The organism is Pseudomonas sp. 14A (assembly GCF_018132745.1).
GTDB classification, from domain to species: Bacteria; Pseudomonadota; Gammaproteobacteria; order Pseudomonadales; family Pseudomonadaceae; genus Aquipseudomonas; species Aquipseudomonas mercuritolerans.
The window spans coordinates 203,825-220,148 of record NZ_JAGRQJ010000016.1 but is presented as its reverse complement, the minus strand read 5'-3'; the positions used below and the strand labels follow the sequence as shown (position 1 = coordinate 220,148).

The following is a 16,324-nucleotide window of genomic DNA, read 5'->3' as shown; positions in this document are numbered from 1 at the left end:
GACGTCAGCACATTCAGCATCAGGTTGTCTGAACTGACGCTTTCGCGAGCAGGCTCGCTCCCACGTGGGCGGCTGGTCGGTGTTGGCGTGGTCCCTTGGACAGGCGCTAACAGTAAATCAAGCGCCGCCCTTTTGTTGAGCAGGTTTTCGCAAACCGAGACTATGGTCTGACGGGTTGTCGATCCGCGCTTTTGCGTAGACCATGAGCGCCTTGGTTTTTGCCGATGCCTGAGTTCCTTGTCATGACTGCCAATTCTCCAGCCCGACCGGCGCCGTTCAGCCGCTCCGACTACAAGACCCTCGGCCTTGCGGCGCTCGGCGGGGCGCTGGAAATCTACGATTTCATCATTTTCGTATTCTTCGCACTGACCCTGAGTCAGTTGTTCTTCCCCCCGGAAATGCCCGAGTGGCTGCGTTTGCTGCAGAGTTTCGGCATCTTCGTCACCGGTTATCTGGCGCGGCCGCTGGGCGGGATTCTGATGGCGCATTTCGCCGACCGTCTGGGCCGCAAAAAGGTGTTCAGCCTGAGCATCCTGATGATGGCGCTGCCGTGCCTGCTGATCGGGATCATGCCGACCTACGCGCAGATCGGCTATTTCGCGCCCTTGCTGTTGCTGGCGCTGCGCATCCTGCAAGGCGCTGCGGTGGGTGGTGAAGTGCCGAGTGCCTGGGTGTTCGTCGCCGAGCATGCGCCTGTCGGCCATCGCGGTTACGCCCTCGGATTCCTGCAAGCCGGCCTGACCTTCGGTTACTTGATCGGCGCACTCACCGCGACCTTCCTGGCGCAGGTTTTCACACCTGCCGAAATTCTCGATTACGCCTGGCGCTATCCGTTTCTGCTCGGCGGCGTGTTCGGCGTGGTGGGCGTTTATCTGCGCCGATGGCTCAGCGAAACCCCGGTGTTCATGGCCATGGAAGCGCAGCGCGAGGCGCGGGTCGAGCTGCCGCTGCGCACGGTGCTGCGTGAACATCGTCTGGCCATGCTGCCGGCCATGTTGCTCACCTGCGTACTCACCTCGGCGGTGGTGGTCTTCGTGGTCATTACCCCGACCATGATGCAGAAAACCTTCGGCATGACCGCCAGCCACACCTTCGGCCTCAGTGCCTTGGGCATCGTCTTTCTCAACATTGGCTGCGTGATCGCGGGGCTGCTGGTCGATCGCATCGGCGCCTGGCGCACGGTCATGCTCTACAGCCTGTTGCTGCCATTGGGCATTGGCGTGTTGTATGGCTGTCTGATCCTGGGCGGGCATTGGATCGGCATGGCCTATGCGGTCGCCGGTCTCGCTTGTGGGGTAGTGGGTGCGGTGCCTTCGGTGATGGTCGGGTTGTTCCCGGCGCGGATTCGCGTGTCGGGCATTTCCTTCACCTACAACATTGCCTACGCGGCGTGGGCGAGTATCACGCCGCTGTTGCTGATTGGTCTGATGCCGTGGAGCCCATGGATCTGCGTGATCTTTTGTGCCGTGATGGGCGCTGTGGGGATTGTGACGGCGGCGTATTTCGGTGCGCGCATGCCACGTACCGGACCGTGTCAGGCTGCCGGCGCTGCCTGAACCGCAAGCGCCGGATTATTTTCGACTGACGGGTCTGGAGCTGGCTTAAGAAAAGCTGTGCAAGGCCGATGGCTAGGTTGTATTCGCTAACTACCCTGCCATCGGTGCTTTCCCATGTTCAATAAACGCTTGAAGCAAGAGCTGGCTGCTCTGCGCGAAGAACTCTCCAGCCTTGTACAAGTGAAGGAAAGCCTGGAAAGCGAAATGCTCGCGCTGACCCTTGAGCCCGACGGGCGGATTCGTTCGGTCAACCAGAATTTTCTCGATGAAATGCTCTACAAGAGCCAGGACCTGGTCGGCCGGGCAATTGAAGACATCGTGCCGGCCCACGTCAAAACCGACGAATTCCATCAGCGCTTCAAAAACTCGATGAGCCGTGGTGAGCACTTCGCCGGCGCCGTGCGCCTGTTGCGCGGCAATGGCGACGAGGCGTGGCTGCGTTCCATCGTGCAACCGGTGCGCTCGTCCGATGGCCGGATCAGACACATTTCCTTCTACGCCAGCGACCTGACCCGCACCATCGAAGCCTCCCGCGAGCATGAGAACCTGATCGGCGCGCTGGTGCGCTCTACCGCCGTGATCGAGTTCGATCTCAACGGCAATGTGCTCAGTGCCAATGATCGCTTCCTCAACGGCATGGGTTACAGCCTGGCGCAGATCAAAGGCAAACATCACCGCACGTTCTGCGCCCCGGAAGAGTACAACAGCGCCGAGTACCAGAATTTCTGGCGGCGCTTGAACAGCGGCGAATTCGTCGCTGGCCGCTTCAAGCGTATCGACAGCCATGGTCGTACGGTGTGGCTGGAAGCGTCCTACAACCCGGTGGTCGATGCCAACGACAAACTGTACAAAGTGGTGAAGTTCGCCACGGTGATCACCGATCAGGTCAACCGCGAGCAGGCGGTTGCCGACGCGGCCAGCATCGCTTACAGCACCTCGCAACAGACCGACAGCACCGCACAACGGGGCACCACGGTCGTCACCGAAGCGGTGAACGTGATGCGTGATTTGTCGCGGCACATGCAAGCCGCTGGCGAAGGTATCGAGGCGCTCAACGAGCAGTCGTTGGTGATCGGCACGATCGTCAAAACCATCAGCGGCATTGCCGAACAGACCAACCTGCTGGCGCTCAACGCCGCGATCGAAGCCGCCCGGGCCGGCGAGCAGGGCCGTGGTTTTGCCGTGGTCGCGGACGAGGTCCGGCAACTAGCCTCGCGCACCAGCCAGGCGACGGACGAAATCGTCGGCGTGGTACGACAGAACCAGGAAATGGCCCGCAACGCCGTGGCCCTGATGACCGACGGCAAGCTTCAGGCTGAACAGGGCCTGGCGCTGGCGGCGGAGGCGGGCACGGTGATCGTCGAGATTCAGGACGGTGCGCAGAAAGTGGTGGATGCGGTGGGGCAGTTTGCCAATCAGCTGTCTCACTGATCGACACTGATCAACTGTGGGAGCGAGCCTGCTCGCGAAGGCGATTCAACATTAATGTTGGCTGACACGCCGCTTTCGCGAGCAGGCTCGCTCCCACAGGTTCTGTGTTTCGCCAGTGACAACGCTACAATCGGCTCCTTTTCCTCCGGAGCAGATTCCCATGAGCGTCTCCCACCGCCGTCCGGTGCCCCTGAACAAAGCCTACCGCCTGCTCAACCACGGGCCGACCGTGCTGGTCAGCGCCGCTCACGACGGCCAGCGCAACATCATGGCCGCCGCCTGGGCCATGCCGCTGGATTTCGAACCGCCGAAAGTCGCCGTCGTCCTCGACAAATCCACCTGGACCCGCCAGTTGCTCGAGGCCTCCGGCACCTTTGTGTTGAACGTGCCTTGCGTCAGTCAGGCCGATATCGTGCAAACCGTCGGCAACACCTCCGGCCTGGAAATCACCCGCAACCAGGGCCGGGACAAGCTTCAGGCGTACGGCCTACACACCTTCGCTGGCGAACAGGTTGAAGCGCCGCTGCTCGACGGCTGTGTCGCCTGGCTCGAATGCCGCCTGCTGCCGGAGCCGCGCAATCACGAGCAATACGACCTGTTCCTCGCCGAAGTCATTGCTGCCCAGGCCGATGAGCGTGTGTTCAGCGATGGGCGCTGGCATTTCGAAGGGCAGGATGGATTGCGCACGCTGCATCACGTTGCGGGCGGGCATTTCCTGAAGATTGGGGATGGGGTGGATGGCAAGACGTTGGCGGTTTAAATGACGTTGATGGAAAACCGTCAGCGGATGTAGCAAGGTAGAGGCTTCATTTCACTGCTCAGGCGCAACGCTCATGGACGTTTTTGTTGCCGGTTATCTTGCCCCGTTGCTGTCGCTGGCGCTGTTGTGGACAGTGGCGGTGGTCACGCCCGGGCCAAATTTCTTCAACATTGCGCAACTCGCGGCCAGTCACTCGCGCCGACATGGCGTGGTGGCTGCGCTGGGTGTGGCCACCGGCACGGTACTGTGGGGCCTTGCCGGCGGCTTGGGAATCAAGACGTTGTTCAGCGCCGCGCCGACCCTCTATCTGGGCTTCAAGATTGCCGGCGGTTGCTACCTGATTTATCTGGGGCTGAAGCAATTCAAGCGCAAGGCTACGGTTGCCCCCGGTACACCGGCTGCGCCCCGGCAGACTTATTCCGGCGTCTACGCTCGCGGTTTCCTCGGCAACATGACCAACCCGAAATCGGCACTCTTTGTCGCCACCATCTTCGCCACCGCCATGCCGCCCCACGTACCGCCGCTCCTGCTGGCGCTGGCCGTGCTGACCATGGCCACGCTGTCGTTCAGCTGGTATTGCAGCGTCGCTCTGTTCTTCGCCAGCCGCCGGGTTGCTAGTGTCTACGAGCGGTCACGCCAGTGGCTGGATCGATTGGCAGGTGGATGCTATTTGTTGTTTGGGGTGCATTTGGTGGCGAATCGCTGACATTGCCGGGCTTCATAGGCTTCGATGAGGTTAATCATTTCGTTGAAATAATCACCCTCAGAGGTGCCAGGTTCCGGCTCACTGTCGAACAGCGCAGAAACCTTTTTGAGTGCCAGTCTGTAATCTTCTTCGGTATGGATCGGGCTCGGATTCATGGTTGCTCCATTTTCTTACGATCTTTGCTGATTGAATTTAAGCCAAGCAACTATTTTTCGGGGTAGGAAAAGGCGACTAGGGACATATGAACAGAGCCAATCGCCGAAAAAAAAGGCCTACCTCCCGGTAAGCCTTTTCTGCCCACTTCGTAATACTCAATCCCCCAACGCCTCTCCCTCACGCCGAGGATCGGCACCCCCCGTCAATGTCGCTTTGCCCTGCGCATCCTTCACCCGCACGATCGCCTGGGTGCCGCTGGTCATGTCGATTTCATTCACCGCATGCCCTTTGTCTTTCAACGCCTGAATCAGCACCGGGCTGAACTGCCCCTGTTCCAGTTCGGTCGGGCCATTGCGGCTGCCGAAGTTGGGCAGGTTGATCGCACTTTGTGCATCGAGGTTCCAGTCGAGCAGGCCGATGGTGGTTTTCGCCACGTATTCGATGATTTGCGAGCCGCCGGGCGAGCCGACTGTGGCGACGAATTCACCAGTGTTGCGATCAAAGATCAGTGTCGGCGCCATCGACGAGCGTGGGCGTTTGCCCGGTTCGACGCGGTTCGCGACTTTCTGCCCGTTCTCTTCGGGGATGAACGAGAAGTCGGTCATCTGGTTGTTCAGCAGAAAACCCTGAACCATCAGGTGCGAGCCGAACGCGGCTTCGATGGTGGTGGTCATCGACACGGCGCCGCCGAGATCATCCACCGCGACCACTTGCGAGGTCGAGATGCGCAACGGCGAGCGGTCCGGTGCGTAGGCAACCTGTACGCCCGGCGGTGTGCCCGGTTTGGCGCTGCCCATGCTGCGCTCGCCGATCAGGCTGGCGCGGCTGGCCAGATAGGCAGGATCGAGCAACCCTTTGACCGGCACCGGGACGAAGTCGGTGTCGGCCACGTATTGCGCGCGATCGGCATAGGCCAGACGTTCAGCCTCGGCGATCAGATGCACCGCTTGCGGCGCCGGTTCGATCCCGGCTGGCCTATTGCTGTTCACTGGTTTGAGCGGGGTCAGCGACAGGCGTGGATCGCGAGTCTCCAGCGCCTGCAACGTGCCGAGAATCTGCGCCACGGCGATCCCGCCCGACGACGGTGGCGGCATGCCGCAGACCTGCCAACGCTTGTAGTCGGTACACAGCGGCGCGCGCTCCTTGGCCTGATAACGCTGCAAATCGTTCAGCGACAGGCTGCCGGGGTTGGCGTGCTGTTGAACCTTGGCGACGATCTCTTCGGCGATCGGACCTTTGTACAGCGCATCGGCACCTTCGCTGGCGATGCGTTTGAACACGGCGGCCAACTTCGGGTTTTGCAGGCGTGTGCCGACAGCTTTGACGCTGCCATCCTCATTCAGGAAGTACGCAGCCATGTCTGGCGACTGGCGTATCAGTGGATCGGCAGTCAGCAGCGAATATAGACGCGGGGAAATCGCAAAGCCTTGCTCGGCCAGTTTGATCGCCGGCTCAAACAGCTTCGCCCATGGCAAGCGACCATGCTGCCGATGCGCCAGCTCCAGCGCGCGCAATACCCCGGGGGTTCCGACCGAGCGCCCGCCCTTCTGCGCTTGGGTAAAGGCCATCGGTTTACCGTCAGCCTTCAGGAACAGCTTCTCGGTGGCTCCGGCTGGCGCCGTTTCGCGGCCGTCATAGGTGCGCACCTGCTTGCCATCCCACAACACAATCATCGCGCCGCCACCGATACCGGAGGACTGCGGCTCAACCAGCGTCAACACCGCCTGCATCGCAATCGCCGCATCAATCGCCGAACCACCCTGACGCAACATCTCCCGCCCGGCCTCGGCCGCGAGCGGGTTGGCAGCAGCGGCCATGTGTTTATTGGCGTGTCGGGTTTGCAGATCAGTGCGGTAACCGGAAGCGGCTTCCGGCGCCAGCGGCAAGGAAGAAGAGGGCGGGGCGTTGCACGCGGTGAGGGTCAGAGCGCTGACAAGCAGTGTCAGGGCTGGCAGGCGAAAGCGCTTCAAGGGCTGGGCTGGAAACACGCGGGCTCTCCGTCCGTGGGGTAGAAGTCTTCGGGGACTTTATCGAGCGGGCCGGCGGGGTGCAAACTGCGTGAGGATTACAGCCCTCCCGCTCAGCGGCCGCGCCAATCGATTGGCCGAAAACGATGCCCTTGTGGGAGCGAGCCTGCTCGCGAAAGGGGTAACTCAGGCGATGCGATCTTCTTGAGAGTTATGCAGGGGTTAGTGAGTCAGAAACTTATTGCTTGAAGCCAGGTAGACCATGGGTACAGCGCCACCTTTTCACGATCTCGGTAATGCCCTCGGCTGTTTGTTGTTTCATATCCTCGGGCCAATAGATAAGGTCAGTGCCCGCTGGGTGCTCACACAGACGTACAAATTCAAATAACAGCGGATCGAGAATCTCGTCTGGGCTTGTGTTGGCTGCAAGAACAGATTGCACAAATTTCAAGAATTCTGCTTCGGTGTAGTCAGCTATGCTTTGCTTGGTGCGTTTTCTTATCATTGCTTGAAGCCCGACAGCCCATGGTCACTACGCCATTTCTTCAATGACTCAATGATTCCCTGTGCCGAGTCATCGGCGCCATTTTCAGGGTAAAAAATCAAATCGGATCCTCTTGGATGTCCACAAATCAAATTGAAGTGAAGAACGAGCTTGCTTTCTTCTTTCTCGCTCCCCTCATTTCCGACAATGCGCTCAAGGAGGTTGATGAATTCTTGCTCGGTGTAATCTGACAAATCGTCTTTAATAAGGAATTCCGTTGCCATTGCCTATCTCATGCACGAATCTTGGATGTGTTGAGACGCAATAAATCGTGAGAGCCAAAGTTAACTCGATGGCTCGAACCCTCAACGACACGACTTATCAAGAGTCTTTGAACCCGGATAATCCCTGTGCTGCTCGCCAGTCCCTGACACTTTGCATTACCCCCACAGGCGAGTTATCAGCACCAGGCTCCGGGTAGTAGATCAAGTCCGATCCTGCTGGATGCTCGCTGATTGTCTCGAAGTGTGCCAACAGTAAATCAGCACGATCATCGTTTTCAGCCTCTTCATCCTCTTTCGCGAGCTCTTGTAGTAGCGCGACGAATTCGGCCTCTGTGTACTCAGAAATGCTGGCTTTTAATAAGGTGTCTTTCATATTTGCCTATTCACGCCGGTGTATATCTATATGGTTCCGAGGAGTATTTACTCGAAGGTTATCTAGGTCATATACGCCACCGCCCTTGGATATTTTTTCGAGATGGTGAATTTCATAAGACTTTCTACCGCCGACTCTATCGGCTTTACGCACACGTGGCGCCTTACCCTTACGCATGCGACCAACATTCTGTTCAATCAACTCACCCCCCGATGCTGACTCTGCAACCGTTTTCCAAAAGGTTGCTCTGAATGAGTCGAAGTTTTTGAATTCTCGTCCTCGTAGAGAGTTGGCAACGTCTGTTGGAATCGGAACCCCCACGCCCGAATCAGCCCCCGCAAGCCATATCCCCGCCACATCCTCTCCCACCCCCGTAACGATCCCAGGCGTCTGCCTCGCCGGCCTCGAATAAACCACATACAACGACTTCAGCCCGGTGTCCGCCGGGAACACCAGAATACAATCCTCGGCCGTTACATCCTCGCCCGGCAGACCCTCAATCTGGCTATCGGTGTTGTCCGGGATCGGGTGGACGAGGATCGGGCCGAGTGCCTCACCGTGGTCGGGATAAACCAGCGGAGGCATCGACCCCAACGGCCCGCGTTGCGGCGTCCAGAGAATGGTGATGCCGTTGAGCTTGGCCTCCATGGCGGTCTTGTCGGCGTTCCAATTGACGCTCACCGTGCGTACGGCGTCATCGCCAGAGGCGCCGGAGTGGATGCCGTAGACCCGCAGAACACCTTCGGCATCACGACGAAACTGGAAGCGCACGCGCGTGGTGGCGCGGCTCATGCGGCGTAGTTCTTCGTCGGTGTGAAGCGTGCCGTCGGCCATTTTGCTCGGCAGCATTCCCAGCACGAACACACTGGCCGGCCCGCCGGCGCCACGGATGGCCCAGTTCAGGCGCTGTTGCAAAATCCCGCCGCCGGCCAGACGCCCCAAAGCCAGGTCGGCGCCTATTGCCGTCGCGACAGCGGTACTGGCGGAGGGCATGAGCATGGCGCCGGTGACCATGATCTTGCCGAAGTTGCTGGCTGGCTCCTTGGCAGTGCCAGCGTCCGTGCGACACCAGTTGTCCGGCGTGCAGGACTTGGCAAAGACCCTGTCTTCGCGTGGCTTGGGCGCAGGCCACTCATCCTTCTCGATGTACACCGGCTCCGGCGCTTTCGGTGGAAGCAAAGTAAACCAGGCCCTGCCACCGCTATACGGATTTAAAAACCAGTCATCGTCGAGAAGGTATTTGTATTGAGGCATGCCAACTCCCTGCATGGCGCTGAATCGAGCCAGGGGAGCTTGTCGATCGAAGGGTAATTCGGGGAGAGAGGGGCGGGTGCTTGACGTGATGAAAAATCCAGTTCTTACGTGAGCAAAGCCTGCTTCCTACAGGGCTATCTCAGTTCAGCGGTTTTGCGCCTGATTCAGGCAAAACCATTGTCGGTCGCGCCTGTAGTCTTTTCCTTTGAATCGCTGACTACGCCGGATTTCTCTTACAGATTATTCAGGTCGACAGCCTACACGGCGTTGCCTGAGGATGGTTTCTGTACGGTTCCCAGGAGGGGCTTCACTTTTGCTGGGCGGTGGAACAAAACATAGGCAGCAACACGACATCGATCAATCAAAAGAAATCTGGAAGGCGCTGAAGAGGTAGCTCAATGAAAAGCGTAAGCAATCACGAGGACAGTGTTCTCGAAATGCTGCGCACGGACGAGAATTTCGCTCTCGAATATCTCGTTGCAGCATTGGAAGAAATTGATGAAGAGGGCGGTGAGTCTGTGTTTCTCACCGCGGTGCGACGTGTGGTGGAAGCGAGAGGCGGTTTTGCCGCTGTCTCCAACGCAACCGGACTTCACACAGCAGCGTGATCCACCGTGGTAATAAGAAGCCCGGCTCGATGTCGGGCTTTCTGATTTTTTCCCAGCGGCATTTCTCTGATGGGGCACGTGGAATTGATCCGCTGACATTAAGCGGTAGGTTGCGAGTGAAGCAGAGCGCAACTTTTCTCGAAGCATAAAAAAACGGCCTACCTTTCGGTAAGCCGTTTTTAGTACTTGGTGGCTACACAGGGACTTGAACCCCGGACCCCAGCATTATGAATGCTATGCTCTAACCAACTGAGCTATGTAGCCAAGTGGCGCGCATTATTCCCCTGAAATGGCAAAGCGTCAAGCGTAAATCGAAAATATTTCTTCCTGTTTTCAACCGCTTATCCTCGGGCCCCGAAAATCGGGGCCGGGGAGGGCGTCAGCGCAGTTGGAATCTGGCGGTATTGGCGCTCAGGGCTTCGCTGCCCTGGCTCAAGGTGTCGGCCGCGAGGTTCACCGCACGTGCGCCTTCAAGCAAACGCACCGCCGCTTGATCGACCTGCTGGATATTGCCACTGACTTCGTCGGCGGTGCTGGCCTGTTCTTCCACAGCTGTGGCGATTTGCGCCAGGGTGTCGGTGACGCTCTGTACGGCGCTGGCGATTTCTCCCAAGCGTTCGCCGAGTCCGGTGACCGCCTCGGCATCCGATTGCGCCTGACCGCAGGCGGCTTCCATCAGGCTCACCGCTTCGTTGACCGTGGCGCGCAGGCTGTCGACGGTGCCGGCGATCTGCGCGGTGGACGATTGCGTGCGTTGCGAGAGGCTGCGCACCTCGTCGGCGACCACGGCAAAGCCGCGACCCTGTTCGCCGGCGCGGGCGGCTTCGATGGCGGCGTTGAGCGCGAGCAGGTTGGTCTGCTCGGCGACGCCGCGAATGGTGTCCACGACCAGTTGAATCTGCTGGCCTTGCTCGCTGACCCGGCCGAGTGCGGCGGCAGTGTCGTTCAGGCGCTGATTGAGCTGCTGAATGCTGGCCGTGGTGCGCTGGCTGTCGCGGCTGCTGTCGGCGGCGATGCGCCGGGTCTGCTGGGCGCTGCCCGAGGCCTGTTCGCAACTCTGCGCGACGCCTTGCGACGTGGCGGCCAATTGCGTGGCGGCAGCGGCGATCTGGCTGATCTGCAACTGCTGCGCCTCAACTTCACTCAGGGCGCCGCTGGAGTGTTGGTTGAGGCTGCGTACCGCGTTGCTCAACTGCGAGGTCTCGTGGTCGACGCCGAGCATGCTGCTGCGCAGTTGCACCACGGCGACGTTGAGCGCGGTGCTGATCGCCGCCAGCTCATCGCGCCCCACCACTGGCACTTGCAGGCTCAGGTTACCGTCGCGCAAGGCCTCAGCGAGCAAGGTGATGCCGCTGGCACTGCGGCGGATCGAGGCTTGCAGGCAGACGAACAGGTACAACGCGGCCAGCAGCAGGCAACCGAAGATTGCGGCGACAACAATGAACTGGCGGATCGCCGAGCTGTAATACGCATCGAGCCGCTGATCCAGCGCCACCAGGGATTGCTGGCGCAGGGAAGCGAGGTCGGTGAGCAGCGCGTCGAGGCTGCGTTCGAAGTCCTCTGGCTTGAGGTTGATGCTGCCGCCAAACACACCGTCGTCGAGGACTTTCAGGCCGCTGTCGAGGTGTTTCAGGCTGTCGTGATACTGACCGGCCCAGGCTTGCAGCTCGGCTGGCAGACGCGCCTCCAGCAGGCCGGCGGTTTTCACCAGTTGCTCGCGGGCGTCGCCGATGCGACTGCGCAGGTCGCGCAACTGCAGGCGGCTCTGCAGGGTGAACTGCCCGGAGACCACCGAAGCCTGGCCGACCGCGGCGAGACGGCCGACCCGCTCGATCAGGTCCGGTGCGTGCTGCGTGGAAATCTGCGTCAGCAGGTAGGTTTCCAACCACGGCGCGAGGGTCAGGCGATTGTCCATGACGATCTGCTCGCGCAAGGCTTGCAGCGCGCCCAGGGCATTGGTGAAGCGGTCATAACCGTCCGGCCACCAGCCGACATTGCTGAGGCTTTTCGTATCCAGGCCATTGAGTGCGGTTTGCAGCGCCTGAAAGCGTTCGAGGATTGCGCCGTCGGCGCCTTGCTGGTTCAGGGCATTGCCCAGCTCCGTGGTGGCTTGCAGTACCGCCGGTTGCACGCCGTCGAAGGCAGCCATGGCGGCGAGGGTGGCCGGTGTCGGCTGACGATTGGTCTCGGTGGCGCGCCAGCGGGCGGCGCGGTCGCGTTGCGCGGCGAGCAGGTTGTCCAGCGCATCCAGCGCGAGCAATTGACGCACACCGGCACGTTCGCCGGAGATCAGATTGAGCTTCTCGCGATAGTCATGGCCGATCATCAACAGGCTGCCGGCCAGCGGCAGAATGAACAGCAGAAACAATAATTGGAATTTACCTGCGAAGCCAAACCGCCCCAGCAATTTGATCCCCGGTGAAAGGAAAGCCTGCATGCCTCATGACTCCTCTGGACACCACGCACCATTGGCGTGCATCGCGAGCTGTTGGCTCACGACCCGTGCCCTCTAAAAGGCCTCGAAAGTTCACCCATGCCCGCTCTGTAGGCCGGCTCTGTAGCGAAACTTCCCATTGTCGAGCGCCTTTGTAAGGCGATCGTGTTCAAGGGCAGAAGCAAGGCAAGATTCAGACCATGGCGTTGCGCTATCACCTTCGCTGCCAACGATCCCCTGTAGGAGCTGCCGAAGGCTGCGATCTTTTGACTTTGATGGTTAAAAGCAAGATCAAAAGATCGCAGCCTTCGGCAGCTCCTACACGGTGGTGTGTCCAATAACTTAGTTAGCTGGCTAAGGGGATAGCGCGAGCGCACCGAAAAATGGCACATTGACGCACCTGCCTGCGGGCACCCATCTGCTGTCCGGAATTTTCCATGGCTATCAGCAACGTTCAGACCGCCGCTGCCTCGGCGACCGCTGCTCCGCAAAGCAGCCCCTTGGTGATGCGCATCATCGGCGCGGTGGCGCTGGCTCATTTGATCAACGACCTGATCCAGTCGGTGCTGCCGTCGATCTACCCGATGCTCAAGGCCAACTATGGCCTGACCTTCACCCAGGTCGGCCTGATCACCTTGACCTTCCAATTGACCGCGTCGCTGTTGCAGCCGTGGGTCGGTTATCACACTGATCGCCACCCCAAACCGTGGCTGTTGCCGGCGGGCACGGTGTGTACCTTGATCGGCATTCTGATGATGTCGGTGGTCGGCAGCTTCCCATTGATTCTGCTGGCGGCGGCGCTGATTGGTATCGGCTCGTCGACCTTTCACCCGGAAGCCTCGCGTGTTGCACGACTTGCCTCGGGCGGCCGCTTTGGTCTGGCGCAATCGACCTTTCAGGTCGGCGGCAATGCCGGCTCCGCGTTCGGCCCGTTGCTGGCGGCGGCGATCATCATTCCCTTCGGCCAAGGCAATGTGGCGTGGTTTGGCCTGTTCGCGGTTTTTGCGCTGTTTGTGCTGTACCGCATCAGCCGCTGGTACGCCAACCATCTGAACCTGTTCAAGCTCAAGGCCGGCCAAGCGGCGACGCACGGCTTGTCGAAGGGCAGGGTGACCAGTGCGCTGGTGGTGCTGGGGCTGCTGGTGTTCTCCAAGTATTTCTACATGGCCAGTTTCACCAGCTACTTCACCTTCTACCTGATCGAGAAGTTCGACCTGTCAGTGGCCAGCTCGCAATTGCACCTGTTCCTTTTCCTGGGCGCAGTGGCGGCGGGGACGTTCTTCGGCGGACCGATTGGCGACAAGATCGGGCGCAAGGCTGTGATCTGGTTTTCCATCCTCGGCGTCGCGCCGTTCACCTTGATCCTGCCGCATGTCGATCTGTTCTGGACCAGCATTCTCAGCGTGGTGATCGGCTTCATTCTGGCGTCGGCATTCTCGGCGATTGTGGTGTACGCGCAGGAACTGGTGCCGGGCAATGTCGGCATGATTGCCGGAATTTTCTTCGGACTCATGTTCGGTTTCGGCGGGATTGGTGCAGCGCTGCTTGGGCATCTGGCGGATGTGCACGGGATTGAGTATGTGTATTTCCTGTGCTCGTTCCTGCCGTTGTTTGGTGTGTTGGCGATCTTTCTCCCGCGTACTAAAAAAGCTTGAGATCAAAAGATCGCAGCCTTCGGCAGCTCCTACAGGGGATAGATGTACATCTGTAGGAGCTGCCGAAGGCTGCGATCTTTTAACAATCTTTCAGACACAAAAAAGCCGCGTATCAAACGCGGCTTTTTTGTGTGCGGCTGTTGCTCAGACGTTGAAGCGGAAGTGCATTACGTCGCCGTCCTTGACGATGTAATCCTTGCCTTCCAGGCGCCACTTGCCGGCTTCTTTGGCGCCGGCTTCGCCCTTGTACTGGATGAAGTCGTTGTAGGCGATGACTTCGGCGCGGATGAAGCCTTTTTCGAAGTCGGTGTGGATCACGCCAGCGGCCTGTGGTGCGGTGGCACCGACCTTGACGGTCCAGGCGCGGACTTCTTCGACACCGGCGGTGAAGTAGGTCTGCAGGTGGAGCATTTTGTAGCCGGCGCGGATCACGCGGTTCAGGCCAGGTTCTTCCAGGCCCAGGGCCTCGAGGAACATGTCCTTCTCCTCGCCGTCGTCGAGCTCGGCGATTTCCGCTTCGATCTTGTTGCACACCGGAACGACCATGGCGCCTTCTTCTTCGGCAATGGCCTTGACCACGTCCAGGTGCGGGTTGTTCTCGAAGCCGTCTTCAGCCACGTTGGCGATGTACATGACCGGTTTGGTGGTCAGCAGGTGGAAGCCCTTGATCACGGCTTTCTCATCCGCGCTCATGTTCTTCATCAGGCTGCGCGCCGGCTTGGCTTCGGTGAAGTGCGCGATCAGTTGCTCGAGCAGAGCCTTCTGAACCACGGCGTCCTTGTCACCGCCCTTGGCGTTGCGCGCGACTTTCTGCAGTTGCTTCTCGCAGCTGTCGAGGTCGGCGAAGATCAGTTCCAGGTCGATGATTTCGATGTCGCGTTTCGGGTCGACGCTGTTGGACACGTGAATCACGTTGTCGTCTTCGAAGCAGCGCACCACGTGAGCGATAGCATCGGTTTCGCGGATGTTGGCCAGGAACTTGTTGCCCAGGCCTTCACCTTTCGAGGCACCGGCAACGAGGCCGGCGATGTCGACGAATTCCATGGTGGTCGGCAGGATGCGCTTCGGATTGACGATGGCCGCCAGAGCTTCCAGGCGCGGATCCGGCATCGGCACGATGCCGCTGTTCGGCTCGATGGTGCAGAAGGGGAAGTTCTCGGCCGCGATACCGGATTTGGTCAGGGCGTTGAACAGGGTGGACTTGCCGACGTTAGGCAGGCCGACGATGCCGCAATTGAATCCCATGGTGTTTCCCCTCGGGTAAAAGTCAGGCCTTCTGGCTGTGCAGGTTTTTCATCGCGCGGTTCCATTCCCCGGCGAGGATATCCGGCAGCACGCCGAGGGCAAAGTCGATGCTGGCATCGAGTTTTTCCTGTTCGGCGCGTGGCGCACGACCCAGGACGAAATTTGAAACCATACTGGCAACGCCCGGGTGGCCGATGCCAAGCCGCAGGCGGTAGAACGTATTCTGATTGCCCAGTTGCGCAATGATGTCGCGCAACCCGTTGTGACCGCCATGGCCGCCGCCCTGCTTGAGCTTGGCAACGCCCGGAGGCAAGTCGAGTTCGTCATGCGCCACGAGGATTTCTTCAGGCTTGATGCGGAAGAAACCGGCGAGTGCCGCCACGGCCTGGCCGCTGCGGTTCATGTAGGTGGTGGGAATCAGCAGACGAACATCCTGACCCTGATGCGAGTAGCGCCCGGTCAGGCCGAAATATTTGCGATCGGCCACAAGATTCACATTCTGTGCGTGGGCGACGCGCTCAACAAAAAGGGCCCCTGCGTTATGCCGGGTCTGTTCGTATTCAGCGCCTGGATTTCCCAGGCCAACGATCAGTTTGATGGCAGTCACGATAGGGGCCCTTCCTTGGAGTGGTGGATAACATCGCCGCGATAAGGGAAAGCGGCGAAAGTGGACGAAAAATGCTCATTTACCATGGATGTAAACTCCGCGTTCTCGCCCGCTTTCTCGCTACGTTCCAGTCCGCGATGTTACTTGCTCACTCCGGCATGACAGAGTGAATTACTCTGCTGCGCCTTCTTCGGTAGGTTCTGCAGCAACACGTGGAGCGTGGACGTTGGCAACAGCCTTGTCATCGCCGTGTGCCAGAGCAACGAACTCAACACCTTTAGGAGCTTTGAGGTCCGACAGGTGGATGATGGTGCCGATTTCTGCTTTCGACAGGTCGACTTCGATGAACTCAGGCAAATCTTTTGGCAGGCAGGTCACTTCGATTTCAGCAACAACGTGCGAAACTTCGCCGCCTTTCTTCACTGGAGCTTCTTCGCCAACAAAGTGTACAGGCACGATGGCGGTCAGTTTCTGGCCGGCAACAACGCGTACGAAGTCAGCGTGCATCACGTGGCCTTTGGCCGGGTGACGCTGCAGAGCCTTGATGATTACGTTCTGCTTGGTGCCACCAACGTTCAGCTCGATGATGTGGCTGTAAGCCGCTTCGTTTTCGAGCAGTTTGGCAACTTCTTTGGCCAGCATGCTGATGGATTCAGGGGCTTTGTCGCCACCGTAAACTACAGCTGGAACCAGGCTTGCGAGACGACGCAGGCGGCGGCTCGCACCTTTCCCCAGGTCGGAACGCACTTCAGCATTCAGAGTAAAATCGTTCATTTTGTATCTCCAAAATAGCCATGACCGAGT

Annotated in this window: 14 protein-coding genes, 1 tRNA gene and 2 pseudogenes; 6 read left to right on the top strand and 11 right to left on the bottom strand. The window is 59.4% G+C overall.

Annotation, left to right across the window (positions count from 1 at the left end; genetic code table 11):
* The first annotated feature begins 242 nt into the window (after positions 1-242).
* The 4 genes from PS14A_RS20940 to PS14A_RS20925 all read left to right on the top strand — a co-directional run bounded on the left by PS14A_RS20940 (position 243) and on the right by PS14A_RS20925 (position 4,453).
* The gene (locus tag PS14A_RS20940) at positions 243-1,556 is read left to right on the top strand and encodes an MFS transporter (RefSeq protein ID WP_212617135.1); all 1,314 of its coding nucleotides are present in this window, start codon (positions 243-245) and stop codon (positions 1,554-1,556) included.
* Between the two features lie 114 nt (positions 1,557-1,670).
* Positions 1,671-2,987: a PAS domain-containing methyl-accepting chemotaxis protein gene (locus PS14A_RS20935; protein WP_130929605.1), complete on the top strand. Its 1,317-nt coding sequence runs from the start codon at positions 1,671-1,673 to the stop codon at positions 2,985-2,987.
* A 160-nt stretch (positions 2,988-3,147) separates the two neighbouring features.
* A complete protein-coding gene (locus PS14A_RS20930; protein ID WP_212617134.1) occupies positions 3,148-3,747 on the top strand; it encodes a flavin reductase family protein in 600 nt (199 codons plus the stop codon).
* Between the two features lie 73 nt (positions 3,748-3,820).
* Positions 3,821-4,453, top strand: a complete 633-nt coding sequence (locus PS14A_RS20925; protein WP_212617133.1) for a LysE family transporter — start codon at positions 3,821-3,823, stop codon at positions 4,451-4,453.
* 5 nt (positions 4,454-4,458) lie between these two features.
* Here PS14A_RS20925 and PS14A_RS20920 read toward each other — a convergent pair.
* The 6 genes and pseudogenes from PS14A_RS20920 to PS14A_RS20895 form a co-directional block, all read right to left on the bottom strand.
* Positions 4,459-4,608, bottom strand: a pseudogene (locus PS14A_RS20920) (transcriptional regulator); the annotation flags it as partial.
* A gap of 156 nt (positions 4,609-4,764) precedes the next feature.
* The gene (gene ggt / locus PS14A_RS20915; RefSeq protein ID WP_212617132.1) at positions 4,765-6,597 is read right to left on the bottom strand and encodes a gamma-glutamyltransferase; all 1,833 of its coding nucleotides are present in this window, start codon (positions 6,595-6,597) and stop codon (positions 4,765-4,767) included.
* Positions 6,598-6,814: 217 nt separating this feature from the next.
* The gene (locus PS14A_RS20910) at positions 6,815-7,081 is read right to left on the bottom strand and encodes a bacteriocin immunity protein (RefSeq protein ID WP_212617131.1); all 267 of its coding nucleotides are present in this window, start codon (positions 7,079-7,081) and stop codon (positions 6,815-6,817) included.
* Positions 7,078-7,344, bottom strand: coding sequence for a bacteriocin immunity protein (locus PS14A_RS20905; RefSeq protein WP_241662852.1), 267 nt, complete (start codon positions 7,342-7,344; stop codon positions 7,078-7,080). Before PS14A_RS20905 ends, PS14A_RS20910 begins: the two co-directional genes overlap by 4 nt.
* 97 nt (positions 7,345-7,441) lie before the next feature.
* Positions 7,442-7,717 (bottom strand): bacteriocin immunity protein, encoded by a 276-nt coding sequence (locus tag PS14A_RS20900; protein ID WP_130910067.1) that lies wholly within the window; start codon positions 7,715-7,717, stop codon positions 7,442-7,444.
* Between the two features lie 6 nt (positions 7,718-7,723).
* On the bottom strand, positions 7,724-8,971 hold the full coding sequence (locus PS14A_RS20895; RefSeq protein ID WP_212617130.1) for an S-type pyocin domain-containing protein: 1,248 nt from the start codon (positions 8,969-8,971) through the stop codon (positions 7,724-7,726).
* Positions 8,972-9,369: 398 nt separating this feature from the next.
* Between PS14A_RS20895 and PS14A_RS20890 the strand changes: the two are divergent.
* A pseudogene (locus PS14A_RS20890) lies at positions 9,370-9,564 on the top strand (DNA-binding protein); the annotation flags it as partial.
* Between the two features lie 202 nt (positions 9,565-9,766).
* On the opposite strand, the gene PS14A_RS20885 reads toward PS14A_RS20890, so the two are convergent.
* Both PS14A_RS20885 and PS14A_RS20880 read right to left on the bottom strand, forming a co-directional pair.
* Positions 9,767-9,843: transfer RNA gene (locus PS14A_RS20885), tRNA-Met, on the bottom strand.
* Between the two features lie 115 nt (positions 9,844-9,958).
* Positions 9,959-12,016 carry a methyl-accepting chemotaxis protein gene (locus PS14A_RS20880; protein ID WP_212617129.1) on the bottom strand — a complete coding sequence of 686 codons (2,058 nt, stop codon included), beginning with the start codon at positions 12,014-12,016 and terminating at the stop codon, positions 9,959-9,961.
* A 434-nt stretch (positions 12,017-12,450) separates the two neighbouring features.
* Here PS14A_RS20880 and PS14A_RS20875 point away from each other — a divergent pair, with 434 nt between their 5' ends.
* The gene (locus PS14A_RS20875) at positions 12,451-13,668 is read left to right on the top strand and encodes an MFS transporter (protein ID WP_039761258.1); all 1,218 of its coding nucleotides are present in this window, start codon (positions 12,451-12,453) and stop codon (positions 13,666-13,668) included.
* A gap of 144 nt (positions 13,669-13,812) precedes the next feature.
* Here PS14A_RS20875 and ychF read toward each other — a convergent pair whose 3' ends face one another.
* The 3 genes from ychF to PS14A_RS20860 form a co-directional block, all read right to left on the bottom strand.
* Positions 13,813-14,913 (bottom strand): redox-regulated ATPase YchF, encoded by a 1,101-nt coding sequence (gene ychF, locus PS14A_RS20870; protein ID WP_212617128.1) that lies wholly within the window; start codon positions 14,911-14,913, stop codon positions 13,813-13,815.
* A 22-nt stretch (positions 14,914-14,935) separates the two neighbouring features.
* Positions 14,936-15,520 carry an aminoacyl-tRNA hydrolase gene (gene pth, locus PS14A_RS20865; protein ID WP_212617127.1) on the bottom strand — a complete coding sequence of 195 codons (585 nt, stop codon included), beginning with the start codon at positions 15,518-15,520 and terminating at the stop codon, positions 14,936-14,938.
* Positions 15,521-15,691: 171 nt separating this feature from the next.
* Complete coding sequence (locus PS14A_RS20860) at positions 15,692-16,294, bottom strand: 50S ribosomal protein L25/general stress protein Ctc (RefSeq protein WP_110602994.1); 603 nt, start codon at positions 16,292-16,294, stop codon at positions 15,692-15,694.
* Between the last annotated feature and the right edge of the window lie 30 nt (positions 16,295-16,324).